Source organism: Citricoccus muralis (assembly GCF_003386075.1).
In the GTDB taxonomy this organism is placed as follows: domain Bacteria; phylum Actinomycetota; class Actinomycetes; order Actinomycetales; family Micrococcaceae; genus Citricoccus; species Citricoccus muralis.
Window position 1 is genome coordinate 1,408,010 of sequence record NZ_QREH01000001.1, and the last position, 25,195, is coordinate 1,433,204.

Annotated in this window: 22 protein-coding genes; 10 read left to right on the forward strand and 12 right to left on the reverse strand. The window is 69.8% G+C overall.

The features are described 5' to 3' along the window. Positions 1-29 precede the first annotated feature (29 nt). Both C8E99_RS06205 and C8E99_RS06210 read left to right on the forward strand, forming a co-directional pair. Positions 30-4,190, forward strand: coding sequence for a Pls/PosA family non-ribosomal peptide synthetase (locus tag C8E99_RS06205; RefSeq protein WP_115931557.1), 4,161 nt, complete (start codon positions 30-32; stop codon positions 4,188-4,190). Then, positions 4,187-5,683, forward strand: a complete 1,497-nt coding sequence (locus C8E99_RS06210) for a M1 family metallopeptidase (RefSeq protein WP_115931558.1) — start codon at positions 4,187-4,189, stop codon at positions 5,681-5,683. Before C8E99_RS06205 ends, C8E99_RS06210 begins: the two co-directional genes overlap by 4 nt. On the opposite strand, the gene C8E99_RS06215 is transcribed toward C8E99_RS06210, so the two are convergent. The 3 genes from C8E99_RS06215 to pheS all read right to left on the reverse strand — a co-directional run bounded on the left by C8E99_RS06215 (position 5,675) and on the right by pheS (position 10,196). Then, entirely contained in the window at positions 5,675-6,415 is a 741-nt protein-coding gene (locus tag C8E99_RS06215) for a 4'-phosphopantetheinyl transferase family protein (RefSeq protein WP_115931559.1), read from the reverse strand. The two genes, C8E99_RS06210 and C8E99_RS06215, sit on opposite strands and share 9 nt — an antisense overlap. A 61-nt stretch (positions 6,416-6,476) precedes the next feature. Further along, entirely contained in the window at positions 6,477-9,098 is a 2,622-nt protein-coding gene (pheT, locus tag C8E99_RS06220) for a phenylalanine--tRNA ligase subunit beta (protein ID WP_115931560.1), read from the reverse strand. A gap of 6 nt (positions 9,099-9,104) precedes the next feature. Continuing rightward, complete coding sequence (pheS, locus tag C8E99_RS06225; protein ID WP_245952111.1) at positions 9,105-10,196, reverse strand: phenylalanine--tRNA ligase subunit alpha; 1,092 nt, start codon at positions 10,194-10,196, stop codon at positions 9,105-9,107. Positions 10,197-10,341: 145 nt separating this feature from the next. Between pheS and C8E99_RS06230 the strand changes: the two genes are divergently transcribed. Next, positions 10,342-10,818 carry a hypothetical protein gene (locus C8E99_RS06230; RefSeq protein WP_245952112.1) on the forward strand — a complete coding sequence of 159 codons (477 nt, stop codon included), beginning with the start codon at positions 10,342-10,344 and terminating at the stop codon, positions 10,816-10,818. Positions 10,819-10,860: 42 nt separating this feature from the next. Here the strand turns inward: C8E99_RS06230 and C8E99_RS06235 are convergent, their stop codons facing one another. After that, the gene (locus C8E99_RS06235) at positions 10,861-11,850 is read right to left on the reverse strand and encodes an LLM class flavin-dependent oxidoreductase (RefSeq protein ID WP_115931561.1); all 990 of its coding nucleotides are present in this window, start codon (positions 11,848-11,850) and stop codon (positions 10,861-10,863) included. A gap of 355 nt (positions 11,851-12,205) precedes the next feature. Between C8E99_RS06235 and C8E99_RS06240 the strand changes: the two genes are divergently transcribed. Beyond that, on the forward strand, positions 12,206-13,054 hold the full coding sequence (locus C8E99_RS06240) for an IS5 family transposase (RefSeq protein ID WP_115930614.1): 849 nt from the start codon (positions 12,206-12,208) through the stop codon (positions 13,052-13,054). A gap of 112 nt (positions 13,055-13,166) precedes the next feature. Then, entirely contained in the window at positions 13,167-14,444 is a 1,278-nt protein-coding gene (locus tag C8E99_RS06245; RefSeq protein ID WP_245952113.1) for an MFS transporter, read from the forward strand. A gap of 103 nt (positions 14,445-14,547) precedes the next feature. On the opposite strand, the gene pcp is transcribed toward C8E99_RS06245, so the two are convergent. Continuing rightward, a complete protein-coding gene (gene pcp / locus C8E99_RS06250) occupies positions 14,548-15,279 on the reverse strand; it encodes a pyroglutamyl-peptidase I (RefSeq protein ID WP_115931562.1) in 732 nt (243 codons plus the stop codon). Between the two features lie 56 nt (positions 15,280-15,335). On the opposite strand from pcp, the gene C8E99_RS06255 reads away from it, so the two are divergent. Then, positions 15,336-16,454 carry an Rv2578c family radical SAM protein gene (locus C8E99_RS06255; RefSeq protein ID WP_115931563.1) on the forward strand — a complete coding sequence of 373 codons (1,119 nt, stop codon included), beginning with the start codon at positions 15,336-15,338 and terminating at the stop codon, positions 16,452-16,454. 4 nt (positions 16,455-16,458) lie between these two features. Here the strand turns inward: C8E99_RS06255 and C8E99_RS06260 are convergent, their stop codons facing one another. Beyond that, positions 16,459-16,977 (reverse strand): (deoxy)nucleoside triphosphate pyrophosphohydrolase, encoded by a 519-nt coding sequence (locus C8E99_RS06260; RefSeq protein WP_115931564.1) that lies wholly within the window; start codon positions 16,975-16,977, stop codon positions 16,459-16,461. A 105-nt stretch (positions 16,978-17,082) separates the two neighbouring features. On the opposite strand from C8E99_RS06260, the gene C8E99_RS06265 reads away from it, so the two are divergent. Continuing rightward, entirely contained in the window at positions 17,083-18,348 is a 1,266-nt protein-coding gene (locus C8E99_RS06265; protein ID WP_115931565.1) for an MFS transporter, read from the forward strand. Between the two features lie 132 nt (positions 18,349-18,480). Beyond that, positions 18,481-18,753, forward strand: coding sequence for a GlsB/YeaQ/YmgE family stress response membrane protein (locus tag C8E99_RS06270; protein ID WP_115931566.1), 273 nt, complete (start codon positions 18,481-18,483; stop codon positions 18,751-18,753). Positions 18,754-18,858: 105 nt separating this feature from the next. On the opposite strand, the gene C8E99_RS06275 is transcribed toward C8E99_RS06270, so the two are convergent. The 4 genes from C8E99_RS06275 to infC form a co-directional block, all read right to left on the reverse strand. Then, the gene (locus tag C8E99_RS06275; protein WP_115931567.1) at positions 18,859-19,815 is read right to left on the reverse strand and encodes a TrmH family RNA methyltransferase; all 957 of its coding nucleotides are present in this window, start codon (positions 19,813-19,815) and stop codon (positions 18,859-18,861) included. Between the two features lie 56 nt (positions 19,816-19,871). Then, positions 19,872-20,258 (reverse strand): 50S ribosomal protein L20, encoded by a 387-nt coding sequence (rplT, locus tag C8E99_RS06280; RefSeq protein ID WP_115931568.1) that lies wholly within the window; start codon positions 20,256-20,258, stop codon positions 19,872-19,874. An 87-nt stretch (positions 20,259-20,345) separates the two neighbouring features. Continuing rightward, the gene (gene rpmI, locus C8E99_RS06285) at positions 20,346-20,540 is read right to left on the reverse strand and encodes a 50S ribosomal protein L35 (RefSeq protein WP_115931569.1); all 195 of its coding nucleotides are present in this window, start codon (positions 20,538-20,540) and stop codon (positions 20,346-20,348) included. Between the two features lie 126 nt (positions 20,541-20,666). Beyond that, positions 20,667-21,713, reverse strand: coding sequence for a translation initiation factor IF-3 (gene infC, locus C8E99_RS06290; RefSeq protein WP_245952114.1), 1,047 nt, complete (start codon positions 21,711-21,713; stop codon positions 20,667-20,669). A gap of 360 nt (positions 21,714-22,073) precedes the next feature. Between infC and C8E99_RS06295 the strand changes: the two genes are divergently transcribed. After that, positions 22,074-22,445: a DUF1844 domain-containing protein gene (locus tag C8E99_RS06295; protein ID WP_115931570.1), complete on the forward strand. Its 372-nt coding sequence runs from the start codon at positions 22,074-22,076 to the stop codon at positions 22,443-22,445. 103 nt (positions 22,446-22,548) lie between these two features. Here the strand turns inward: C8E99_RS06295 and C8E99_RS06300 are convergent, their stop codons facing one another. Further along, entirely contained in the window at positions 22,549-22,980 is a 432-nt protein-coding gene (locus C8E99_RS06300; protein ID WP_147301185.1) for a hypothetical protein, read from the reverse strand. 328 nt (positions 22,981-23,308) lie between these two features. Between C8E99_RS06300 and C8E99_RS06305 the strand changes: the two genes are divergently transcribed. Continuing rightward, a complete protein-coding gene (locus C8E99_RS06305; RefSeq protein WP_010144519.1) occupies positions 23,309-23,557 on the forward strand; it encodes a WhiB family transcriptional regulator in 249 nt (82 codons plus the stop codon). 114 nt (positions 23,558-23,671) lie between these two features. On the opposite strand, the gene C8E99_RS06310 is transcribed toward C8E99_RS06305, so the two are convergent. Next, the gene (locus C8E99_RS06310) at positions 23,672-25,192 is read right to left on the reverse strand and encodes a sensor histidine kinase (RefSeq protein WP_115931572.1); all 1,521 of its coding nucleotides are present in this window, start codon (positions 25,190-25,192) and stop codon (positions 23,672-23,674) included. Positions 25,193-25,195: the final 3 nt, after the last annotated feature.

Consider the following 25,195-nt stretch of genomic DNA (forward strand, 5'->3'; position numbering starts at 1 on the left):
TCTGAGTTGGAAGTAGGCCGAACGCCGCCGTGTCCCCCCATGTGCCACAGTTGCCCGCCGCTGAGAAGGCCCCTCCGGTCCGGACCCTGGTCCAATTGCTGGAGGCCACTGCCCAGCAGCATCCCGAGGCGCCAGCCTTGGATGACGGGGAGACCGTCCTGTCCTATGCGGAGCTGCTGGACGAGGTGAAGGCGACAGGCCGAGCACTGCACGGTGCCGGCCTCGGCGCCGGGGACCGGATCGGCATTCGCGTCCCGTCCGGAACGGTGGAGCTCTACGTCTCCATCCTCGCCACCCTGTACATCGGTGCCGCCTACGTTCCGGTGGACGCGGACGACCCGGATGAGAGGGCCCGGTTGGTGTTCTCCGAGGCCAAGGTCGCCGCCATCCTCTCCGGTCAGGGCCGGGTGCAGACGTCCTCGAAGCGTCCCAAGCCATTCCCGAGTCCCCGTTCGCCCGGGCCGGAGGACGATGCCTGGATCATCTTCACGTCCGGGTCCACCGGCACGCCCAAGGGCGTGGCCGTCACACACCGCAACGCCGCCGCGTTCGTGGACGCCGAGGCGCGGATCTTCCTCCAGGACGACCCCCTCGCCCCGGGCGACCGGGTCCTGGCCGGGCTCTCCGTCGCGTTTGATGCCTCCTGCGAGGAGATGTGGCTGGCTTGGCGCCATGGCGCCTGCCTGGTCCCGGCCCCACGCTCGCTGGTCCGCTCCGGCATGGACCTCGGCCCCTGGCTCGTCTCCCGCTCCATCAACGTGGTCTCCACCGTGCCGACCCTGGCCGCCCTATGGCCTCCAGAGGCCCTGGAGAATGTGCGGCTGTTAATCTTCGGCGGTGAGGCCTGCCCGCCGGATCTGGCCGCCCGCCTGGCCGAGGACGACCGTGAACTCTGGAACACCTATGGGCCCACCGAGGCCACCGTGGTGGCCTGCGCTGCCCCCATGGACGGTCAGGGGCCGGTGCGGATCGGCCTGCCCCTGGACGGCTGGGACCTGGCCATCGTGGACCCGGCCACGGGGATCCCCGTCGCCGAGGGCGAGACGGGCGAGCTCATCATCGGCGGGGTGGGACTGGCCCGCTACCTCGACCCGGCCAAGGACGCCGAGAAGTATGCCCCGATGGAGTCCCTCGGGTGGGACCGCGCCTACCGTTCCGGGGACCTCGTGGTCTGGGACCCGGACGGGCTGCTGTTCGTCGGCCGCGCCGATGAGCAGGTCAAGCTCGGCGGCCGCCGCATCGAACTCGGAGAGATCGATGCGGCCCTCCAGGCCCTGCCGGGCGTCGCCGGCGGGGCGGCCGCGGTCCAGACGACCCCGGCTGGAACCCAACTGCTCATCGGGTACCTGGCGGTGCCGGCGTCGACGACGGGGCAGGACGAACCGGACCTGAAGGCCTTCCGCCGGCTCCTCGAACAGGAGCTGCCCGGAGCACTGGTCCCCCGCCTCGTCACGGTGGAGACCCTGCCCACCAAGACGTCCGGCAAGGTGGACCGCAACGCGCTGCCCTGGCCGCTGCCGGGTCAGGCGGGAGCGGGCGCCGGCCACGGCGGCTCCGGCCCGAGCACCGACCTCCCCGTGGATCCCGAGTCCCCCGGCGGCTGGGTGCTGACCCACTGGGCGGACGTGCTGGGCGCCGCCCCCGAGGACCTGGACACCGATTTCTTCGCCTCCGGCGGCGGGTCATTGGCCGCCGCCCAGCTCGTCTCCCGGCTGCGCACCCGCTACCCCTCCGTCACCGTGCGGGACGTCTACGCCCACCCCCGCGCCGGAGCCCTGCTGGAGGCCGTCACCGGCAACGATGGCAGGCCGGTGGAACCGGCCGAGCCCGTGGAACCGCGCCCGGTGGTCCGCACCGCCCGCCGGGCCCAGGTGTTCCAGACGCTGATGGGCATCCCCCTGGTCATCCTCGTGGCCATGCGCTGGGTCGTCTACCTGGCCGCCGGCGCCAATCTGGCCGAGGCCTGGGGTGTCCTGCCCGGCGCCCCGGCCGTCTCCTGGTGGTGGGTGCTGGCCGGCTGGCTCGTGTTCGTGTCCCCACCGGGCCGCATGGCCCTCTCCGTGGTGGCCGCCCGGTTGCTGCTGCGCGGGATCCAGCCCGGATCCTATCCGCGTTCCGGCAAGGTCCATCTGCGCCTGTGGCTAGCGCAGCACATCTCCGATCTCGTGGACCCGGTGTCCCTGGGCGGCGCCCTGTGGGTCCCCACCTATGCCCGCCTGCTCGGGGCCACCATCGGCCGGAACGTGGACCTGCACTCGGTCCCCCCGGTCACCGGCCTCCTCGACCTCGGCACGGGCAGCTCGATCGAACCCGAGGTGGACCTGTCCGGCTACTGGATCGACGGCGACGTGGTCCACATCGGTGCCGTCACCGTCGGGCAGGATGCTGTGATCGGCACTCGCTCCACCCTGATGCCCGGCGCCGCCGTCGGCACCGGCACCGTGGTCCAGCCCGGCTCCACGGTGATCGGCAAGGCCAAGGACGGCCTTGAGTACGCCGGCTCACCCGCGCATCGGCTCGGCAAGGCCCGGTACCACGGCCCCAACATCGACCCGCCGCGCGCCACAGGATGGCTCGTGTTGTCCACCATCGGCTCCGGCGTCCTGGCCCTGCTGCCCGTGGCCGCGGCCTTGGCAGCCTCCCTGGTGGGTCTGTGGTCCCTGACCTGGTGGCCGGACGCCCCGCAGGCCGGCCAGTCCGGGGAGCCCGGGTCGGCCGCCGCGCCCGAGACCGTCCTCGGTTCCGCGTGGCGACTGCTGGCGGCCACCCCGCTGATCGCCGCGGTGTGGTTCGGTGCGAACATGCTCTTCACCGTGGCCTCCGTGCGGCTCCTGTCCCTTGGAGTGACGGAGGGCTACCACGCCGTGCGTTCCCGTATCGGCTGGCAGCTGTGGGCCACGGAGCGGGTGCTGGACACGGCTCGTGACCTGCTGTTCCCGCTCTACGCCTCCCGCTTCACGCCGGTCTGGCTGCGGTGGCTCGGGGCGGAGGTCGGCACCAACGTGGAGGCCTCCACGGTCATCCTCCAACCGGCACTGACCCAGATCGGCGACGGCGCGTTCCTCGCCGACGACACGATGATCGGCTCCTACGAACTGCAGCGAGGCTGGATGCACGTGGGGCAGGCGAAGGTCGGCAAGAGGTCCTTCGTGGGCAACTCCGGCATGGTCGCGGCCGGGCGCAAGCTCTCGAAGAACTCCCTCGTGGCCGTCCTGTCCGCCACGCCGAAGAAGACCAAGTCCGGTTCCTCCTGGCTGGGGTCCCCGCCGGTGCGTCTGCGCCGGACGGAGGTCGAGGCAGCCGATGCCCTGACCTACGCTCCGCCGGCGAGGCTCAAGCTGGTGCGCAGCGCCTGGGAGTCCCTGCGCCTGCTGGCCGTCTGGTGCTCCGTGGTCATCGCCGTGGCCGTGGTGGTGGCCCTCGACGGGCTCGCCCAGCTGGGCGGCGGGGCCGCGGACGGGGCCGGACCCGGCGGCTGGTGGCTCTCCGCCGTGCTCGGCGGCGTGGTCCTGATGCTCGCCGGCGCCCTGGCCGCCGGCTCCTCCGTGCTGGCCAAGACGGTCCTGGTCGGGCGAATCAGCCCCGGCGAACATCCCTTGTGGAGTTCCTTCATCTGGCGCAACGAGGTGGTGGACAACTTCATCGAGGTGGTCTCCGCCCCCTGGTTCGGGCGCATCGCCTCCGGTACCCCCTCCCTCGTCTGGTGGCTGCGCGCCCTCGGCGCCCGGATCGGCCACGGCGTGTGGTGCGAGTCCTACTGGCTGCCCGAGGCAGACCTGGTGACCCTGGGCGACTCCTCGACCGTGAACAGGGGGTGCGTGGTCCAGACCCACCTGTTCCATGATCGCGTCATGTCCCTGGACACCGTGGCTCTGGGCGCGGGCTCGACCCTCGGTCCGAACTCCGTGATCCTGCCGGCGGCCTCCATCGACGACGGCGGCACGGTCGGCGCCGGATCGCTCATCATGCGCGGGGAGATGGTCCCCGGACACTCATGGTGGACCGGCAACCCGGTGGCGCCGTGGAAGGGACCCAAGATCAAGGGCCGCGCCGCGGCGATCACTAGACTGGAACGGCTCGAAGAGAAGGCCGACCGGGCAGCCGCGAGGGCCGCCAGCCGGGATGCCTCCGAGCAAGCCACCAAGACCGCCAAGACCGCCGATGAACCCGAGGAGCACAGCCGCCCGTGATTGAGGAAACCCCGGTCCTGCCCGATCCCTATATCCCAGGATCGGGAACCCCGGACTTCACGGTGGCCCACTACGACTTGCAGTTGGAGGTCAAGCTGGCCGCCAACCGGATCGCCGGGAAGGCCCGGCTCGAGGGGACCGTCCTGCGACCGGCGAAGCGGATCGAGCTGGATCTGCACGAGCTCTCGGTCAGCAAGGTCACCGCCGCCTCTCAGGGCCGCACCGTCAAGGTGGCCAAGACTGCCACGCGGAAGGGCCGGCTGGTCATCGACCTGGCCAACCCCCTCGAGGCCGGGGCGCCCCTCGAGCTCGAGGTCACCTACGCCGGCGTCCCGACGATGCTGACGGGGCCCTGGGGCGAGATCGGCTGGGAGGAACTGACCGACGGCGTGCTGGTCGCCGGCCAGCCCAACGGCGCCGCCACCTGGTTCCCCTGTGTGGACCACCCCTCGGTGAAGTCCACCTACCACTTCACCGTGGCCACGGACGCCGGCTACCTGCCGGTCTGCAACGGGCTGCCCACCGGGCACCGGCGCCGTTCCTCGCGCGAGGAGTGGACCTGGGAGCTGCGTGACCCGGCCCCCAGCTACCTCGTGACCCTGCAGATCGGCCGGTATCAGCTGGTGGCCGTGCCAGAGCACCCCACCGGACGGCACCGCGCCCCGGGATCCGTACGCCAGCGGGTCCAGGACCTGGTGCTGGATCTGTTGCCGGGTCCGGCTGCGGAGCATCCAGAGCAAGACCCGTGGCAGCCCCCGAAGGACGGCGGGGATGCCGCCGGTCACGGCTCGGCCCCGGTCTTCCTGGCCGTCTCCCCGGCCCTGCAGGCCCGCGCACAGGATGTCCTCGGGCGGCAGACCGAAATGATGGCGTGCTTCAGCTGGCACTTCGGCCCCTACCCCTTCGACCGGTACACGGCCGTGGTGACGGACGACGACCTGGAGATCCCGCTGGAGGCGGCGTCCCTGTCCATCTTCGGGGCCAACCACCTGACGGGTTCTTGGGCCGCCGAGCGGCTGGTGGCCCACGAACTGGCGCACCAGTGGTTCGGCAACGCGCTGACCCTGCGCCAATGGAGGGACATCTGGCTGCACGAGGGATTCGCCTGCTACAGCGAGTGGCTGTGGGGCGCGGAATCCGGGCACGGCTCGCTGGCTTCGCTGGCCCGCACCGCGTGGCAAGGACTGGCTCTGAAGGCGCAGGACCTGGTGGTGGCGGACCCGGGGCCCGAGTTGATGTTCGACGACCGCATCTACAAGCGCGGGGCCCTGACCCTGTTCGCCCTCAACCGGGCCCTGGGCGACGAGGTGTTCACCGACCTGATCCGCTCCTGGGTGGCCGAGCACCGGCACTCCTCCGTGGACACGGGGATGTTCCTGGACCATGCCGACCGCCATGCCGAGGCAGGCGGTCACCCGGCCGGCCATGCACGCGCGGTCATGCGCCCCTGGCTGTGCGAGCCCGGGCTGCCGGCCTTCCCCGCGTCACGCTGACGCCGCGGGAGATCCTTCGGATCCCGGCTCGGCCGGAGGCCGGTGCCCGGCGGGCGGCAGGAGCACGACGGCGCCGAGCAGGTGATCGGGGGCATGGCCCCCTGGCCAGTCGCGGTCCGGGACGATGACGGCCCCGGGCCGGTCCGGCACCGCCAGGTCCAGGGTCCCGGGCACCGTGACCGCCACGTCTGCCGGGTCGCCGACGAATCCGGTGCCGTGAGCCTTGGCGAGGGCTTCCTTGGCACACCACAGCAGGCCGCGGATTCCTGGGCGCACATGGTCATCCAGGGCACCGACCAGCCGCTCCTCCTCCGCGGAGAAGCCGACGCCGGTCAGTTCGGCGGGCTCGGCGAAGGCCGCGGACCCGGTCTGTTCGAGGTCGACCCCGATCCGCCAGCCCGCCGCCGTGTCCGATTCCCCGAGCCAGGCGGTGGCGAGCCACCCTCCAGCCCGGCTGAAGCTCACGGCCGGCAGTGGCGCGGCCAGGTCCCCCGCTGCGAGGGCATCCGGCCCCCGCCGGCGCCGGGCCAACCGGCTGTGACGCAGCTCCGGCCGGCCGTGGTTCTCGGACCCGCACTCTGTGCAGCGGTGGCTGACCTCGAAGGTCCCCGGCCGGCGTCCTAAGGACACGGCGAGGAAATCGAGGGCCTCACGGCGCTGGTCACCGGTCCGGGGACCGGTGACCACCACATGCCATCCCGGGCCCGACGCCGGCCCGTCACCTGTGCCCATGGCCCCTACTTTCTCTGCCTGCCCTGCTGGCGGTGTCCCCGACCTCGCAACCGAGTACACCCTAACGCTGGACGGCTCCGTGGCGCCGGGCAGCCAGTTCGGTAGCGGCCGCACGGGCGGCGGAGGCCTCGTCCGCGGTCAGGGTCCGGTCCGGAGCACGGAAGCGCAGCGAGAAGGCCAGCGACTGGTGGCCGTCCTCCACGCCCTGCCCGGAGTAGACGTCGAAGAGACTGACGTCCTCGAGCAGCTCGCCCGCCCCCTCACGCAAGGTCTCCAGGACATCTCCCGCCACCACGTCGTCCGCGACCACGAGGGCCACGTCCTGGCTGGTGAGCGGGAAGGCGGACATCGGCCGGGCCACCACCACGTCGGCCGCTGCGGCGATCAGGGCGTCCAGGTCGAGCTCCATGGCCACGGTGCGGGCGGGCAGGTCGGCATCCTCGAGCCAGGATGGCAGCAGTTCTCCGGCCACGCCGATGACGGTACCGGCAGAACCAGCAGAACCGGCCAACCGCAGTTCGGCCGTGCGGCCCGGATGGAAGGCCTGGTGGGTTCCCTGGGCGACCTGCAGGTCCACGCCGAGGATCGCCGCGGCGTCCAGGGCGGCACCGAGGGCATCCTGCCAGTCGTACGCGCGGGGCTGGTGGCCGGCGCCGGGTGCGGAGTCGTGCCCCGTGAGCACGGCGGCCAGGTGCCGGGGCTGGTCCGGGATACCCGCCTCCAGGTCCGCCAGCACCTCGTCCGCGGGGCGGGCGCCCAGCGGCGGGATCGTGGCCGAGCCCAACTGCTCACCGGGCAGGAAGACCAACCCGGACTCGTAGAGGGCCAGGTCCCGGAAACCGCGGGAGTGGTTGCGGCGGGCGATGTCCAGCAACCCGGGCAACAGGGAGGTACGCAGGTACCCGAACTCAGCGGAGATCGGGTTGGCCAGGTGCACCATCCTCTGTGCGGCGCCCTCGTCCTCCGTGGCGGAGCCGAAGAAGCGGTTCTGCGATTCGGCCACGAAGGGGTAGGCCAGCACCTCGGTCAGTCCGGCGTCGGCCAGGCCCTGGACCACCCGGCGTCGGGCCGCCTGTTCCCGGGTCAGCCCGCGCCCCGGAGGGGCCACCGGGAGGGTGGAAGGGATCTGGTCGTACCCGATCAGGCGGGCGATCTCCTCGACCAGGTCGTCCCGGATCTCCAGGTCCTGGCGCCAGGTCGGGGCGGTGACGGTGAAGACCGTCCTGGCCGGGCCGGCGTCGGGAAGTCCCGCATCCGTTGCCGTGCCGCGCTCGACCGTGGCTCCCAGGTCCCGCAGGGTCGTCTCGATCTGGTCCTCGGTGTATTCGATGCCCATGCGGGCCCCCGGGTAGGAGGCCGGTAGCTCGATGACGTTCGGCTCCGGGCGGGTGCCCGCGTCGGTGATCCCGGCGTCGGCGGTGCCGCCGGCCAACTGGATGAGCAGTTGGACGGCGCGTTCTGCCGCCTCGTCCGCGACCTCCCAGTCCACGCCGCGCTCGTTGCGCTTGGAGGCCTCAGAGGGCAGGCGGTGACGGCGGCGGGTGCGGCCCATGGAGACGGGGTCGAAGTGCGCCGACTCGATGACGATCGTGGTGGTCGACTCGGACACCTCGGTCTCGCCGCCGCCCATGACGCCGGCCAGGCCGATCGGTCCACGGTCGTCGGTGATGAGCAGGTCTTCGGCGGAGAGCGTCCGCGACTTGCCGTCCAGGGTGGTCAGCGTCTCGCCCTCGGCCGCACGGCGGACCACGATCGGTCCCCGCAGCTTCGCCGCGTCGTAGAAGTGCAACGGCTGACCGAGTTCCCACATGACGTAGTTGGAGATGTCCACGGCCAGGGAGATGGACCGCATTCCGGCCAGGCGCAGTCGCTGGGCCATCCACGGTGGGGTGGGACGGCTCGGATCGATGCCGGTGACGGTGCGGGTCACGAAGCGGTCGCAGCCGGGGACGCCGTAGATGGGGCGCTCGTCCTCCAGGCGCACGGGGTGGCCCTGGCCGTTCGGCTCGGGAGCCGTGACCAGGGACGCCGGGTCGGTGAAGGGCAGACCGGTGGCGTGCGCGTACTCACGGCCCACGCCACGGATGGAGAAGGCGTAGCTGCGGTCCGCGGTCACGTTGATCTCGGCTGCCTCGTCCCGCAGGTGCAGGAGGTCGTAGACGTCCGTGCCGGGCTCCGGATCGTTGCCGTTCTCAGGCGAGAAACCGAGGGAGGACAGCACGATGATGCCCTCGTGATCCTCCCCCAGGCCCAACTCGCGCGCCGAGGCGATCATCCCGGCGGAGAGGTGGCCGTAGGTCTGGCGCGGGGTGATGCGGAAGTCACCGGGGAGCACGGCGCCGGGCAGGGTGACCACGACCTTGTCCCCCACCTGGAAGTTGTGGGCGCCGCAGACGATGCCCTGCACACCGGAGGGGTCGATGCCCTCACCGAGTAAGGTCTGCTCCTGGCCCTCGGGCACCACGCGGACCTGGCACCAGTTGATGGTCTTGCCGTTTTTCTGCGGCTCGGGGACCATCTCCAGGACCTCGCCGACCACGAGGGGGCCGGAGAGTTCGTCCAGGGGACGGTGGACGTCCTCCTCCTCGAAGCCGACCCTCACCAGGTCGGCCATGACGTCCTCGGCGGTCGCGTCCGCCGGGACCGGGACATATTCACGTAGCCATGACAGCGGGATGCGCACGGGTGATCAGATCTCCATTCCGAAGTGCTGGGAGAAGCGGACGTCGCCCTCGATCATGTCTCGCATGTCGAGGACCTCATTGCGGAACATCAGGGTGCGTTCCACGCCCATGCCGAAGGCGAAACCGGAGTAGACCTCCGGGTCCAGTCCGGCGGCACGCAGCACATTCGGGTGCACCATGCCGCAGCCGCCCCATTCGATCCACTGCGGGCCGCCCTTGGCGCCGGGGTGCCAGATGTCCATCTCCGCGCTGGGCTCGGTGAACGGGAAGAAATTGGAGCGCAGCCGGATCGTGGCCTCGGGGCCGAACATCTGACGGGCGAAGTACTCGAGGGTGCCGCGCAGGTCCGCCATGGTCAGACCCTTGTCCACGGCCAGGCCCTCGAACTGGTGGAAGACCGGGGTGTGGGTGGCGTCCAGCTCATCGGTGCGGAAGGTCCGGCCGGGCGAGAGCACGTACACGGGGACGCCACGTTCGAGCATGGCACGCATCTGCACGGGCGAAGTCTGCGTCCGCAGCAGGAGGTGGGACTGGGCGGGGTCCACGAAGAAGGTGTCCTGCATCTCGCGGGCCGGGTGGTCCGGCTTGAAGTTCAGCGCATCGAAGTTGTACCACTCGGATTCGAGTTCGGGTCCCTCGGCAATCTCCCAGCCCATGCCGATGAAGATGTCCGAGACGCGCTCCTGCAGCACGGACAGCGGGTGCCGGGCACCCACGCGCCGGCGGCGCACCGCCGTGGTGACGTCCACGGTCTCCTCGACGAGCATGCGGGCGGCGTGCTCGGCCTCAAGGACCTCCGTGCGGGCTGCGAGCGCCCGCTCCATGGACTTGCGGGCCCCGCCCATGAGCTTGCCGGCCACGGCCTTCTGGTCCTTGGGCAGCTGACCGATCCCCCGGTTCGCCAGCGTCAGTGGCGCCTTCTCCCCCGTATGGGCCAGCCGGGCCGCCTTGAGCTCCTCGAGATCGGCGGCGGCGGCAAAGGCCGCCAGGGCCTGCTCGACGGCGGCGTGCACCGCGGCTTCGTCCGCCGGGGAGATCTCCGGCTGTTCGACCGTGTCGACCGGGGTTCCGGCCCGGTCCTGGGGGGTTTCCGTCATGGCGGGCAACGACCTTCATGTTCTGAGGTTCGGATCTGGCACTGAGGTGGGGCTGGTCCCTGACCACCCGCACCCGGCAGGAGGCCTCGGCCAGTCTAGTAGTCGTCCGAGGACCGCCGCACACCGGCGTCCTAGGCTTGCTGTCATGCCCACCGTTGCGTCCTCCCGGCCGAACACGCCGAGTTCGCCGTCTCCGTCCTCCCGTTTGTCCGCCCGGCTGCGACTGCGACAACTGTGCAACGCCGCCAACCTGACCACACCCCTGGGACTCGTACTGGCCCTGGCTTCCGGTTGCCGGATCCAGAGGGGCCCGGAAGGACTGGTCCTTGCGTTCGGCTATCGGTGGGCCTTTCCCGACGGCGGCGCCTTCACCGTGGGCAACATGGTCCTGTTCCGGCCCCACACCGCTCCGACGGCCCGGCTGCTGGAGCACGAGTCACGGCACGCCACCCAGTACGCGTGGTGCCTGGGCCTGCCGTTCCTGGTGCTGTACTTCACCGCAGCCGGCTGGTCCGTGCTGCGCACCGGCGATCCGGCTTCCCGCAATCCCTTCGAGCGCCATGCCGGCCTGGTGGCCGGCGGCTACTGCGAGCGCCCGGTCCGGTGGCCACGGAGGCCGTAGGTTGCGGGTCGGCCGGTGCCGGTCCGCCGTGTCCCGTGGGACTCAGAGCCAGGCTTCGGCCAGTAGTTCCAGAGAGCGGTCCCGCACGGCAGGGTCGAAGGCATAGGTGACGGTGATGAGCTCATCGGCACCGGTGCGCTCCACGAATTCCTCCAGCTGGGCCTTCACCGTCGAGGGGGCACCGACGGCCTTGATCTGCAGCATCGGGTTGCCCTCTCCGCCAGGACCGGCAATGGTATCCGGGTCCACGGGCGGTTGGATCTTGCGGCGCTGCCCGCGCTGGATGTCCAGGAACATCTGCTCGAGCACCGTGTGTTCCCGTGCTGCCTCCTGGTCGGTGGCGGCCACCATCACGTTGATGCCCGCCATCACGTAGGGCTCGTCGATCTGCGCGGTGGGGGCATCGGCCGTGAAGGCGTCCCGGTACACCTGGATGGCCTGATCGATCTGGTCGGGGGCGAAATGCGAGGCCAGGGAGAACGGCAGGCCCAGCTGGCCGGCGATGGACGCTCCATTGACGGTCGAGCCGAGGACCCAGATGGGCACCTCGGTCCCAGCGGATACGGCGGACTCGATCGGTACGCTGTGGGCGGTTCCGGCTTCGCTGAACCAGCCCTGCAGATCGTAGATGCTCTGGGCAAAGGCCTGCGGCTCGGCTGAGGAGCGGCTCAAGGCCTGGGCGGTCATCATGTCCGTTCCCGGTGCACGCCCCAGGCCCAAGTCGATCCGGTCCCCATGGATGTTCGCCAGGGTCCCATACTGTTCGGCCACCATCAACGGGGCATGGTTGGGCAGCATGACTCCGCCGGAGCCCAGACGAATCCGTTCGGTGACCGAGGCAGCCTGGGAGACCAGCAGTGCGGTGGCACTGGACGCCAGATTGGGGGTGTTGTGGTGCTCCGCGAACCAGATCCGGTGAAAGCCCAGTCGATCAGCGATGCGGGCCGATTCCATCGAGGCGGCGATACCGTCCCGGGCTGTGGATCCCTCGGAGATGGAGACCAGGTCGAGAATGCTCAAGGGCACAGACAATTGTCGAAGTTCCTCACGTTGGCGGAAGCACACCCTGGCAGAAGCAGGTGCATACGTCAGGGACAACCACCGCTGACGGTCTTTCTATTCCACGGGAGTCTCCCCTGACATGCTCCAAGTCATGATCGTGGTCAACGTCGCTCCCCCTTCCATCGGCACCGCTCGGAGCCGATTCACGCCAGCTGACGTAGGCCGCCGGGGGGGCCGGCGTCGCTGTCTGTTGACTAAGAGATTGCGCGGATAGGCGGGTGTGACCCGGATCCTGCGGGCGGGCGTGTCGCTACGGGCCGGCACGGGCGGGGGTTCGTTTCGATGGAAGTGCGACCTATCCATTCGAGGCGAAGGACCCCGACCCGTGCCAGCACTTCCATCCTCAATCATCGAACCCCTGTGGTGCCAGTTCGAAGCACTGCTACCACCCGCTGCAGCCTTCCACCCGCTCGGATGCCACCGACCCAAGATCGATGACCGGATCGTGTTCGACAAGCTCGTCACCCGGCTCGTCCTCGGCGGGGCCTACACCAAGCACGCCGACAAGAACGTCTCGGCCACCACCCTGCGCGAGCGACGCGACGAGTGGATCCGCCACGGCGTCTTCGCCGCCCTGGAACAGGCCGTCCTACAGACCTTCGACTGGCTCATCGGCCTGGACCTTGAGCATCTGAGCGTGGATGGGTGCTGCGTCAAAGCCCCCTGCGGCGGGGACAACACCGGCCGGAATCCGATCGACCGGGGCAAGTCCGGGCAGAAACGCTCCGTGCTCTGCGAGGGCCACGGCCTGCCGATCGGCGTCGTGCTCGCCGGGGCCAACCGACACGACTCGCCGTTGCTGCGCCCGACCCTGGAGCGGTTGTCCCGGTTCGGCTTCCACCTACCCGAGACGATCCGGGTCGATCTCGATGCCGGCTACGACTCGTACGTCACCCGGGACCTACTCACTGAGCTGGGGTGCCACTGGAAAATCTCCCCGAAGGGCACCTACATCAAAATCAACCACACCCGCCGTTGGATGATCGAGCGGACCAACTCCTGGCACACTCGGGGGTTCGGACTGCTCCAGGTCGTTCTCGACCGCGGCGAGAAAGCCCAGCAGGCCTGGGCCCACCTGGCCAACGCCATCATCGTGCTCCGTCGGCTACTCAAAGAATCCTGGATCCGCCTTCGATGGGACGACCGTCCTGTCAAGCAGTACCAGTGGCGGTGACCGCCTATCCGCGCAATCTCTAAGATCGACACGTTCCGGATTCGGTCCGGTTCTTGTTCTTGATTCCGGTCCTTGATTCCCGTTCTTCCCTGATCTTCCCCTCCACTCTCCGTTGGGAGTCACCACGCGCCGCCCACCCGTAGCCAGCCCGATCCTGCCGTGGATCATCGTCGGCATCGTCATCCTCGCTCTCAACCTCCGAGCCCCGATCATCGCTCCCACGGCCGTTCTCGGTGACATCCAGGCCGAAACCGGACTGGATGCCGTCGGGGCGGGGCTGCTGACCGGACTGCCGATCCTGCTCTTCGCCCTGGCGACCCCCTTGGCCACCCGGACCATCAGACGGTGGGGTTCCGAGGCCACGGTGTTCGCCTGTCTGGCGGGAGTGCTGGCCGGCACCCTGCTGCGCTCCGCCGGGCCGGCGTGGATGGTCCTGGCCGGCACCGCCGTCATCGGCCTCTCGCTGACCCTGGGAAACATCGTGGTGCCGGTCATCATCCGCCGGGAGGTTCCGTGGGACCGGGTCTCCCTGGCGACGGGACTGTATTCCGCCGGCATGAACGTGGGCTCCATGGCCACCCTGCTCGGCACCGGTCCCCTGGCCGCCGCCGTCGGCTGGCGCTGGGCCCTCGCGCTGTGGGGCGTGCTCGCCGTCGTCGGGATGACCTATTGGCTGGCCCTGGCCCGGCGGCGCCTGCGGGAGGCTCCGGACGGACAGTTGAGCTCCTCCGAGACTGTCCCGGCCTCCGAGCAGAAAGTTCCGACGGCTCGACGTGCCGGTGGTCGGCAGGCGCCGCAGTTCCGCCGCGTCATGTGGCTGCTGGTCATCGCCTTCAGCGGCCAGTCGGCCGGCTACTTCACGACCACCACCTGGTTGCCCTCGATCCTGGCGGACTCCCAGGGTCTGGACACGGCGGGGTCCGGTGCCACAGCGTCCCTGTTCCAGGTCGCCGCCATCGTGGGCGCCCTGGGCGTTCCGCTCCTGGCGGCCCGGACGAGGCCCTGGGTCCCCATGGCCGTGGTGGCGGTCCTGTGGCTGTCCCTGCCGCTCGGTCTGCTGCTGGCGCCCGACGCCTACGTGCTGTGGTCACTCACCGGTGGCGTGGCGCAGGGCGGCGGTTTCACGGCCATCTTCTCGATCATCGCCCGGATGGCCGGCAACGATTCCGAGGCCGCCTCCGGCTCAGCCTTCGTCCAGACGGGCGGCTACCTGGCCGCCACGATCGCCCCGCCGTTCGCCGGCTGGCTCCACACCGCCACCGACGGCTGGACGGCACCGGTCCTGCTGGTCCTTGCCGCCACCCTGGCCTTCACCACCGCGGGCTTGCTGGCCGCCCGGTCTTCGGCGCGGCCACCCGGAGCTCGACAGGCAGGTGCGGACCCGGCCTAGCCTGTGGCCCACGTCTGCGTCCCGGGGGTCCGAACCGCGCCGCTGCCGTCACGCGGCGCGTCCAACGAGGACGGACAGTACAGCGATGACGGCCGGACGGCCGTCAGTACAGCGAGCCATCTGGCTCGTCGAGGTCCGACGCCGGCCGCGCCGCTTCCAGCGCGGCGATCACGAGCGCCTCGGCCAGCCGGGTTCCCGGCACGGTCGGCCATGCTTCCGGACGGGCCCCATCACCGTCGTGCGCGCCCGCCCCTGCAGTTCTTGGCGGCGCGTTCTCGTCCCACGGCACGTGGATGAACCCGGCGGTTCGCACGGAACTGGTTTCGGCCCGGGCCATCAGCGCGTAGAAGACGTGGTTGCAGACGAAGCTGCCCGCGCTCAGGGACAGCTCGGCCGGGATCTCGGCCTCGCGCAGCGCGGCGACGATGCGCTTGACCGGCAGGGTGGAGAAATAGGCGGCGGGGCCGGCGTCGTCCACGGCCTGCCCTGCCGGCTGGGCACCGGCGTTGTCCGGGATCCGGGCATCCTGAAGGTTGACGGCCACCCTCTCCACGGCCACCCGCGTCCGGCCGCCGGCGAGGCCGCAGGCGATGACGGTCCCGGGGCGGTGCTCCGCCAGTGCCCGCTCCAGGGCCCCGGTGGATCCGGCGAAAGAACAGGGCAGCCTCACGGCGATCGCCTCGAATCCGCGGGCCCGGAGTCGCCGGGCCGCCTCTTGCGCCGCGGGCCAGGAGGGATTGTGCCCATCCCCCGCGAAGGGCTCAAAGCCGGTGAGCAGGAGGGGTGCGAGGCCAGGGACGTGGTGGGCTGCGGTGGCGGGGCCGGGACCGGTCATGGCTTCAGCGTATCGCCCCCTTGCACTACCGTTAGTACATGTGTTCTAATCGAAGCATGCGATGGGAAGCGCAGACTCTGCAGGCCGGGGACGGGATCGAGCAAGGCGACGGCGGCACTCCAGCCGCACCGGCCGCCCTGCTCCCGCTCTCCGGCCTGCAGCGTTCCATCACCACGCCGGAGTTCGCGGATACCACCTTCCACGAGGTCGTGGCCAAGTCGGCCCTGAACAAGGTCCCGGACTCCTCCCCCATGCCCTTCCGCTGGACCGTCAATCCCTACCGGGGCTGCACCCATGCGTGCCGGTACTGCTACGCACGCAACACCCACGAGTACCTGGACTTCAACGCGGGCACCGATTTCGATCAGCAGATCGTCGTCAAGGTGAACACCCCCGAGATCCTCCGGCGGGAGTTGGCACGCCCCAGCTGGAACCGCGAGCTGGTGGCCCTGGGCACCAACACGGACCCCTACCAACGGGCCGAGGGCCGGTACCGGCTCATGCCCGGCATCATCACGGCCCTGGCAGATGCGGGCACCCCCTTCTCCATCCTGACCAAGGGCACCCTCCTGGGGCGGGACCTGGACCTGCTGGCCTCGGCCTCACGCCAGGTGCCGGTGCAGGTCTCCGTCTCCCTGGCCATGCTGGACACAGACCTCGCCCACCGGGTCGAGCCGGGCACCCCCACACCGGCGGCACGGCTCAAGCTCATCGAGAAGTTGTCCTCGGCCGGCGCCCAGGTCACGGTCATGGCCATGCCCCTGCTGCCCTGGCTCACGGATTCCGACCGCCAGTTGGAGGACCTCATGACCGCGCTGGCCGGCGCCGGCGCCCAGTCCGTACTGGCCGGGGCCCTGCACCTGCGGCCCGGGGCGCGGCAGTGGTACCTGCAGTGGATCGAGGAGGACCACCCGGACCTGCTGGACGGATACCGCCAGCTCTACGGCCGCAGTTCCTATGCCCCAGCTTCCTACCGCAAGGCACTCGGACGCCGGGCCTCCGATGCAGCCCGGCGTCACGGCCTGTTGCACGAGGGCGCCCACCGCCTCACCCGTCCGGACGGGGACGGACCGAGTCCGGCGGCCCATCGCCCTGGCCCAGGTGACCACCGGGCTCCGGCCGGGACCACGGGCCCTGCCCAACCGGTCCCCGCACCACAGCCGGCGCTGTTCTAGGGCCTCAGCTCTCGGGGCGCACGAGCTCCACCAGTGCATCCACGATGGGCCGGTCCGCCGGAATCCAGTCCAACTCCTGCAGCACGGCCCGGTCGAGGGCACGCCACTCAAGCAGATCGTGATCCTCCAGTGGCTGAGGATCGCCCTCGATGATCACCGCGGTGAACACCCGCATCCTGGCGCCGTTGCCCAGCAGCCAACCCTCCGGATGGTCGGCGGCCACCTCGCGGTCCAGCCGGATGTGGACCCCGAGCTCCTCGTGCACCTCCCGGACCAGCGCGGAGCGGGAGTCCTCCCCCGGCTCCACCTTGCCGCCCGGAAACTCCCACAGGCCCGCCAGGGCCTCCGGTGCGCTTCGCCGGGCGGCCAGCAGTACCGTCGGGGCAGCCACCTCGTCCAGCACAGCAGCCCCCACCACCGGCCGGGGCGTTCGGGAGACGGGGCGGGAGGCCGGACGGGACACCGCGTTCGGACCCTTCACGTGGTAGGGCACGGCCGGGGTCTCCGAGGTGACGTCACTCATCCCCCGAGCCTACCCACCCTCCCCCTGCGTTGTGCGGGCGATCCCCACCGGTGGGAATCGCCCGTCAAGCACGCCATGGGAACGTGGGGACCGTAGTCTGGATCAGTGCCGAACAACGCTGCCGACGAACCCTCCTCCACCTCACCATCCACGTCTTCCTCCGCCCCGCCTTCCGCGTCATCTGCCTCATCTTCCGCTTCGCGTTCCGGCCCGCTTGGACATCGCGCCATCCTCCCGGGCATCCTCGCACTGGCCCTCGGCGGCTTCGCGATCGGCACCACCGAGTTCGCCATCATGGGCCTGCTCCCCGAGGCGGTGGCAGACCTGGGCGTCGACCTGCCCGCAGGCGGCATCCTCATCTCGGCCTATGCCCTCGGCGTGGTCATCGGGGCGCCGCTGCTGGCCGCCGGCATGGCCCGTATCGATCGGCGCACCTCCGCCCTGTGGCTGATGGCACTGTTCGTCATCGGCCACGCCGCCAGCCTGTTCGCCCCGGACTTCACCACCATGCTCGTGGCCCGGTTCATCTCCGGTCTGCCGCACGGCGCGTACTTCTCGGCCGCTGCCCTGGCCGCCGCCCACCTGGCCGGGCCGGCCCGCCGCGGCCAGGCCATCGCCTGGGTCATGGCGGGGCTGTCCGTCGCGAACCTCATCGGGGTTCCGTTGGCCACCTGGTTGGGCCAGAACTCTGGATGGCGGTGGATGTTCATCGTCACGGGCCTCTTCGGCGCCGCCACCATGGCCGCCGTGGCCTGGTTGGTACCCCGCGTCCCGGCTCCCCCCGGGGCCTCCGTGCGCGGTGAGCTCACGGCCCTGAGATCTCCGGCGCTCTGGCGGGCGATCGTGGTCGGCATCATCGGCTTCGCGGGAATGTTCGCGCTCTACACCTACATCGCCCCCGTCTTCACGGACGTCGGTGGAATGGCCCCTCAGCTGGTGCCGGTCATCATGGCCCTCTACGGGGTCGGCATGGTGGTGGGCACCCTGGTCGGTGGCGCCCTGTCCGACCGCTCAGCACGGCGGACCCTGCAGTGGATGCTTGCCATCGTTGCCGTGGCCCTGGCCTGCTTCAGCTTGACCGCGCAGTGGTGGATCCTCTCGCTGGTGCCGTTGCTGGCCGCCGCGATGGCTGCCTCAGCCCTGGTCCCGTCCCTGCAGGTCCTGCTCGTCGACGCCGCCCCGCAGGCACCCCAACTGTCCGGGGCACTGAACCACTCAGCCCTCAACCTGGCCAATGCCATGGGTGCCTGGGTGGGAGCCGCCGTGATCCAGGCCGGCCTCGGCCTGCAGGTGCCGGCGGGCGCCGGAGCGGCCCTCGCCGGCGTCGGCCTCCTGTTGTCCCTGATCCTGCTTCGGTCCCGCAAATCCTGAATTTCCGGCCCGGCTTGCTATGTTGTGCTCAGGCGCAGTTCCTGACCGTCCATCAACCGTGGACTGGGGGCGCGCCGCGGACGGACACTTTCCGTATCCGTACTGCTTCACGAGCACGAAGGGGTAGACAACATGGGCTTCATCAGCTGGATCATCCTCGGACTCATCGCCGGCGTCATCGCCCGGCTCATTCTTCCCGGCAAGCAGGGTGGCGGCTGGCTCACCGCCCTGATCACCGGTCTTATCGGTGCCGTCCTGGGCGGCTGGATCGCCAGCCTGCTCGGTATGGGCGCCATGGACGAGTTCTGGAGCTTCGGAACGTGGATCTTCGCCATCATCGGCGGCGTGATCGTTGCGTTCGCGTGGCAGGCCATCACCCGGCGGACCAGCCACAAGGAGGCCTGACCTGCCCTCATCACCACGAGAACACGAAGGGCGCCCCCTCAGGAGGGGGGCGCCCTTCGTGTTCTCCTGGTTGTACCTGCGGCCGTGGTTCCGGCCCGGATCACCTCAGGTCGAGGCGCCGTCGGGCGCGTGCTGCGCCATGGCCGAGGCGTAGAGGCAGACAGTTGCGGCCGTGGCCACGTTGAGTGATTCGGCCCGCCCGTACAACGGGACCGCCACCCTCTCGTCAGCCAACGCCAGCTCATCGGCGGACAAGCCTTGGGCCTCGTTGCCGAACAACCAGGCCGTCGGCCCGGACAGCAGGCCCGACGGCGGCCGGTCCAGCACCACGGACCCGTAGCCGTCCGCTGCGAGCACCGCCAGACCACGGTCGCGGAGCGTTGTCACGGCGATGGCGGCCTCCACCGAAGTCACGACCGGTACGTGGAACAGTGACCCGGCCGTGGAGCGCACCACCTTGGGATTGAACACGTCCACGGAACCGGACGTCAGCACCACAACACCGGCGCCCGAGGCATCCGCCGCCCGCAGGATGGTCCCCGCGTTGCCGGGGTCCTGGACTCGGCACAGGACAGCGGCCAGACGTGGTTCCGGCAGGGCGGCGAGGACGGTAGCGGCGTCGGTGTCCGGGATGTGACAGACGGTGATGATGCCCTGCCCGGTGACGGCATCGGCCATGGCGTCCAGGACCTCGTCGCTCACCCACCGCACCATCACGCCCCGGTCGGCGGCACGGCCGACCAGGCCCGCCAGCTCCGGGTCACGGTCTGCCACCCGGGCGGAGAGGTAGACGGACTCCACGACCCTCCCCGGAATCCACTGGGTGTAGCCCTCCGGACGAGGGGACTGACGGTCGGCGGCCTGGGCGGGGCCGGCGTCATGCTCGGGACGAGGACCCAGCATGCCCAGGTGCGCCCGCAGCGCTTCCCGGGAGGACTGCGGTCCTTCGGCGAGGAACAGGCCCTCCCGGGAACGCGACGAGCGCCCCGCCAGGCGTGCGACCTTCTTGACCCGGTCTGCCCGGGGGTTGGTCATCACGTCCTGATCGGGGCGCTCTTTCATGGTGTTCCGAGTTCGGTGGCGGCCCAGGGGCCGCCACCGTCATCGGGTCCGCGTACTTACTTCGCGACTGCCGGGGCGTTGACGTCAGCCGGCAGGGCCGCGCGGGAGGCCGTCACCAGGGCGGCGAACGCGGCAGAGTCGGACACGGCCAGCTCGGCGAGCATGCGGCGGTCCACCTCGATGCCGGCCAGCTTGAGGCCCTGCATGAAGCGGTTGTAGGTCATGCCGTTGGCGCGGGAAGCCGCGTTGATACGGGTGATCCACAGGCGGCGGAAGTCGCCCTTGCGCTTCTTGCGGTGCTGGTAGTTGTAGACATACGAGTGCAGCAGCTGTTCCTTGGCCTTGCGGTAAAGGCGGGAACGCTGTCCGCGGTAACCGGCCGCGCGGTCCAAGACCACCCGGCGCTTCTTGTGGGCGTTGACTGCCCGCTTCACACGTGCCACGTGCGTACTCCTTAGAATCGATGCCGACCGCGTTCTTCGACTGTCGCGGCGGCTAGCTGTATGCGGCCGAGGTGGCCACGGGAAATGTCAGATGCCCAGCATCCGCTTGATGACCTTGACGTTGGCCTTGGACACCAACTGGTCGGAGGCCAGACGGCGGGTCAGCGTGGAGGGCTTGTGCTCCAAGTAATGGCGGCGGTTGGCCTGCTGACGCATCAGCTTGCCGGAACCGGTCACGCGGAAGCGCTTCTTGGCTCCGCTGTGGGTCTTCATCTTCGGCATGGCTGCCGTTCTCCTTCATGTTGGCTGTCCGCCCATCGGACGGACAGTGCTACGTGGACCCTCCCGGAGGTGGGGCCGATCTGGTCCGTACCAGCCTGAAGCCGGTGACGAAAGGGTGGTGCTGGTCTACTTGCTTCCGCCCGGCTTGGGGCCGGGCCTCGGCGCTGCACCGGGCTTGGGTGCCGCAGACGGCTTCGGCATGGCCGGCTTGGGAGCCGGTGCCGGCTTCGCGGCGGGCTTGGCCGCCGCAGGCTTGGGTGCCGCGGCAGGCTTCGCCGCAGCGGGCTTCGGTGCTGCAGCAGGCTTGGCGGCGGCAGGCCTCACGGTCGCCGGCTTGGCGGCCGGAGCTGCCTTGGCCGGCTTGTCTGCCGGAGCAGCCTGGGCCGGGGCCTGCTGGTCGGCAGGCTTCTCGGCCGGCTTGTCTGCCGGAGCAGCCTGGGCCGGAGCGGCAGCCTGCTGGTCGGCAGGCTTCTCCACCGGAGCCTCCGGAGCTTCCGCGACCGGAGCCTCGCTACCGGCCTGAGCCAGCTTCTTCAGCTCTTCCGGCATGGCATCCGACATCGTGCTGGACAGCGGCGCCGAGGAGGTGTCCCCGGCGACCTTTTCCTTCGCCTCGCGAGCCGCCACGTCACGGCGGGAACCAACGCGATCCTGCTTCGGCTCCTGGTGCTTGCGGGCCTCGGCACGGGCCTCCGACTTGTTCTTCAGCGGACCGATCACCATGACCATGTTGCGGCCGTCCTGGCGGGGGCTCGATTCGACCATGCCGACATCGGCCACGTCCTCAGCGAACTTCTGGAGCAGGCGGATGCCCAGCTCAGGGCGCTGCTGCTCACGTCCACGGAACTGGATCATGGCCTTGACCTTGTCCCCAGCGGTGAGGAACTTGCGGGCATGACCGGTCTTGGTCTCATAGTCGTGCTTGTCGATCTTCAGACGGAAGCGGACTTCCTTGAGGATCGTGTTGGTCTGGTTCTTCCGGGCCTCACGGGCCTTGACAGCGGCCTCGTACTTCCACTTACCGAAGTCCATGAGCTTGCAGACCGGCGGCTTGGCCGTGGGGGCCACTTCAACGAGATCCAGATCGGACTCGGCGGCTAGACGCAGCGCATCCTCGATGCGCACAATTCCCACCTGTTCGCCCTGAGGGCCGACCAGGCGCACCTCGGGCACGCGGATCCGTTCGTTGATTCTTGGCTCGCTAATCTTGCAACTCCTGTTTCTGGACGCTGTGGATGCGGGGCCGCCATCCCGGTGCGGCTCCCTGCGCCGATCCGGAGACAACTAAGGCCTCCGTGCTCAACGCAGACGGAGGCCTGGCCGACGAACGTATCCGACGACCCATCGGCCGACTGGTCCCCTTCCGGGGCCGTCCGACCGGTGACCCGGCAACTCGGTCCGCCGAGGCGGACGTTCTGCTGACGCGGGTGGGAGGTGGCCTCCACTTCGATGGCTGGTCTCGTCACCCATCTCACACACGTACTGCAGTGAAATGGGGCACGGGACCAGCTGGTCTGTGACAAGCTTACCAGCATGAATGACGAACAGCAGAATCCCTCCCCCTCGGACGATCCCGTCAACGATCGGGTGCGGGAGATCCATGAGGTCCCGGCCGTGGAACTCATCAACACCGCGGCCGTGCACCTCATGACCGCCTCTGCGGTGAAGGTCGGCCTGGCTGACACACCGAACGCCGAGGAACTGATCGACCTGGACGAGGCGCGCAAGCTGATCACCGCGCTGGCCGGCCTGGTCACCTCCGCTGCCCCGGAGATCGGCAGCCAGCACGCTGGGCCCTTGCGCGACGGACTGCGTTCGCTGCAGCTGGCGTTCCGCGAGGCCTCGTCCTTCCCGGACGCACCGGGCAAGGGTCCGGGCGAGAAGTACACCGGCGCCGTGAACTGACATGCACCCCGGCCGCACCCACGGCCACCTTTTCAACAGACCCCGGGCCCTGCCCCGTCCTCGGACGGTGCCGGGCCCGTATGTTTCGTCCCGGAGCCGCCCTTCAGCGGTGGAGGCCCGCCAGATGCTCGGCGACCTGCCGGCTGAACATCAAGACCAGGATCCCGGCGGCCGGCACCAGGAATAGCAGCCCGGTCGTCACATTCCCGGCGGAGAAGAAGCTGACGGACAGGATCACAGCGAACAGCTCGATCACCACGACCGCCGCCCGGACCCAGGCCCTGCCGGCCCACAGGCTCAGGCCGGCAGCACCGATCCATACTCCCGCGGCCGCGACCAGGACGACCAGGAAGATCTGTGCGCCCAGGTTCAACACGCCGCTGCCGATCTCGAGGGCGAACACCACGGCCACACCGAGGACCGCGAGGGCCTGGAGGAGCAACAGCACGGTCAGCGTCACCACCGTCGGCGGCCGGTGCCCACGTTCGCGAGGGGTCGATGACCGGGGGGTGGCCTGGGGTTCTGACGTGGGCACGGCATTCGGCTTTCTGTTGCGCTGCGGGCTGGTGGCCTCACCCTTGACAGTGGCGACGGCGGGCCGGAATAGTCTACGGCACCCGTTCAGCGCTGTGATCAACATCGCATGATAACCGCAAGTTAACCTGCTGGGCCTCTTGTTTACTCGTATTCGACATGAAAAGATATTTCACGAAGTTCAGCGGGGGTCGTCGCCACGGCCCTTTTTTGTTGCCATCGGCAGGATGCTACAGATCAGCCCCCGCTTGAGGACTACCGTCCGATGACCCGAGACAGTATTGCCGGGGCCACCCGTGTGCCCGGCAGCGAAGGAGTGAACGATCAGCATGGATTGGCGTAGCCGGGCAGCATGCCTGGACAAGGACCCGGAACTTTTCTTCCCGGTGGGGAACACGGGTCCGGCCCTGCTCCAGATCGAAGAGGCCAAGGCTGTCTGCCGCACCTGTGAAGTGGTCGACACGTGCCTGCAGTGGGCCATCGAGTCCGGACAGGACTCCGGCGTCTGGGGCGGTATGAGCGAGGATGAGCGCCGCGCGCTCAAGCGCCGGGCCGCCCGCGCCCGCCGCGCCTCCTAGTCCGGAAGCCAGACCGGGAACCCCTCAAACACCGCAGCCAGGCCACAGGCCCTGACCCCGTGGGGTCAGGGCCTGTGGCCTGTTCTGTCACAACGCTCGGCATTCCATCAGTGATCAGTGCTCCGGGACCGGTGCCTGGATGACCACCTCGGTGCCACCGGACTCCAGCACCATCCAGTCGATGGTGCCACGCAGGTCCCCCGCCACCAGCGTGCGGACGATGTGCAGGCCGAGTCCGGGGCTCTGCCCCGGTGCCGGAACGACGCCGGCCTCCTCGCCTTGGCGTCCCGCGCCCGCCTCCGTCCCGCTGTCCCAGAGGCGGACCTCCAGTCGCTCGCCGGAGGGCGTCTGCGTTCGCCGAGCCGAGAGCCCCACGTGGCCGCCCTCCGGCCCGATCCCGTGCTCCACCGCGTTCATGGCGAGTTCATTGATCACCAGGGCCAAGGGAGTCGCCAGCTCGGAGGGCAACTGGCCGAAACCGCCGTGGAACTCCGTGCTGATCTCCCGGCCGTCACCGGCCACCTCCACGGCGAGCCGGAACTGGCGCCCCAGCAGGGAGTCCATATCCACCTGTTGATCCAGGCCCCGGGACAGCGTCTCGTGGACCAGCGCGATGGTGTCCACCCTGCGCATGGCCTGCTCCAGGCCCTTCTTCGCCTCCTCTGAGTGCATCCGCCGCGACTGCATTCGCAGCAGGGACCCCACGGTCTGGAGATTGTTCTTCACCCGGTGGTGGATCTCCCGGATGGTGGCGTCCTTGCCGATGAGCTGCTGCTCCCGCCGGCGCAGCTCCGTGACGTCCCGCAGGAGCACCAGCGCCCCGAAACGCCCCGCGTCATCGCGCAGCGGCACCGTATGCAGGGTGAGATTGACCGAGCGGACGTCCAGCTCAGCGCGAGCCGCGGCCTTGCCCGTCAGGACCAGCGGCAGGGACTCGTCCACGGGCCGGCGCTCATCCTGCAGGTCCGTGACGATCCTCGCCAGGGACCGTCCCTCCAGAGGCTCGGTCTCCCCCAGCCGACGGAAGGCCGAGACGGCGTTCGGCGTGGCGAAGTCCACCAGCCCCTCAGCCGTCAGGCGCAGTACACCATCCCCGACCCGGGGCGAACCCCGGTGAGAGCCACTGACGGCGTCGTCCGTCTCCGGCCACTGGCCGCGGGACAGCATGGTCAGCAGGTGCGTGGCGCTCTCCCGGTAGACCAGCTCGAGCCGGGACGGCGTGCGCTGGCCCGTCAGGTTCTGGTGGACCGTGACCACCCCGATGCTCCGGTGGTGGCGGACCACGGGCCACACCGCCACCCGCATGGAGCTGTCCGGACCGTGCACCGAGGGCGCCGTGGCCGTCGGCTCCCTGGTGGTCCAGGCCTGGTCCACCAGGGACTTCAGGTCGGTCCGGACCCGACTGCCCACGATGTCCCGGTGCAGGGAGGTCTGTGAGGTGAAGGGCCGGGCCTGGGCCAGGGCCACAAAGCCACGGCCGGTGACCTCCGAGCCCGCGACCGGGTACCACAGCACCAGGTCAGCGAAGTCCAGATCCGCGATGAGTTGCCACTCACCGACCACCATGTGCAGCCAGTCGACATCGCCCTCCACCAGATCGGGGTCGTCGTGGAGAGGGTCGGTGAACAAGGCCATGGA